Annotated in this window: 1 protein-coding gene; it reads right to left on the bottom strand. The window is 44.8% G+C overall.

Annotated elements, in window-relative coordinates:
- Nucleotides 1-144: 144 nt before the first annotated feature.
- Nucleotides 145-810, bottom strand: a 666-nt coding sequence (locus A3762_RS02830; protein ID WP_068754000.1) for a uroporphyrinogen-III synthase, incomplete at its 5' end; no start/stop codon positions are given.

Genomic DNA, 810 nt, shown 5'->3' with positions numbered 1-810 from the left:
TACTGGCTCATTAACAGGCTTTTCGTCGCTCACGCGATGCTCTTTCTTTGTTATCGTTAGAGTAAGAGCTTAGCCTTAAAATGCTGCCTTTTCACTTAGCAATTATTCATCTAAGCGCTCAGCTGAGAGTTTAGTGTCGTGTGGTTATTTTAGAGCCTGTATCAGGTTGATGGGTTTCAGTTGCTCACTCACGGCAATCTCTTTAAATCCAAGGCGTTGAGCATGCGATGCGACGCGTTGGCTTGGAACGACCAATTTAGCATTATACGCAGAGTAATTCGTCTGCTGACTATAAGCGTGCAAATTGTCTAAGGTCTCAAGACTCAATGTGATGATGCTATCTGGTACAAAGTCATTTAAAGCGTTTTGTAATTGCTCATCGCTGTATTCTGGCTTTAAGCGCTCATAAAGATCGAGGTGATCAATCTGCGCTCCGCGGGCTCTCAAACCTTGCTCAAGTTTACTGCGCCCGTCTTTGCCTTTTACAACTAAAATACGCTCGCCTTTTACATTTTGAAGATCGGGAATATCTAATAAACCTTCACTGTTGAGGTCTTGTTGAGCGTCATATAACTGAGCTTCGGATTCGGCCAATACGCTTGTTGTTTTGCGCCCAATGCCATACCACGTTTGTTCGGCCGGCATTTGAGGCCATAGTTCGTCAACGAGAGACAGGACACGATGAGCGGCAAACTGGCTGACCACAATGACCTTGCCATATTGATCCAAATTAAAGATGTATTGCTTTGATGTCTGGCTGGGCTCAATGGGAAGTATTTGAATGCAGGGTAGGGCAATACTGCTTGCACC

The organism is Oleiphilus sp. HI0125 (genome assembly GCF_001635355.1).
This window is presented reverse-complemented; position numbering and strand designations above follow the sequence as displayed.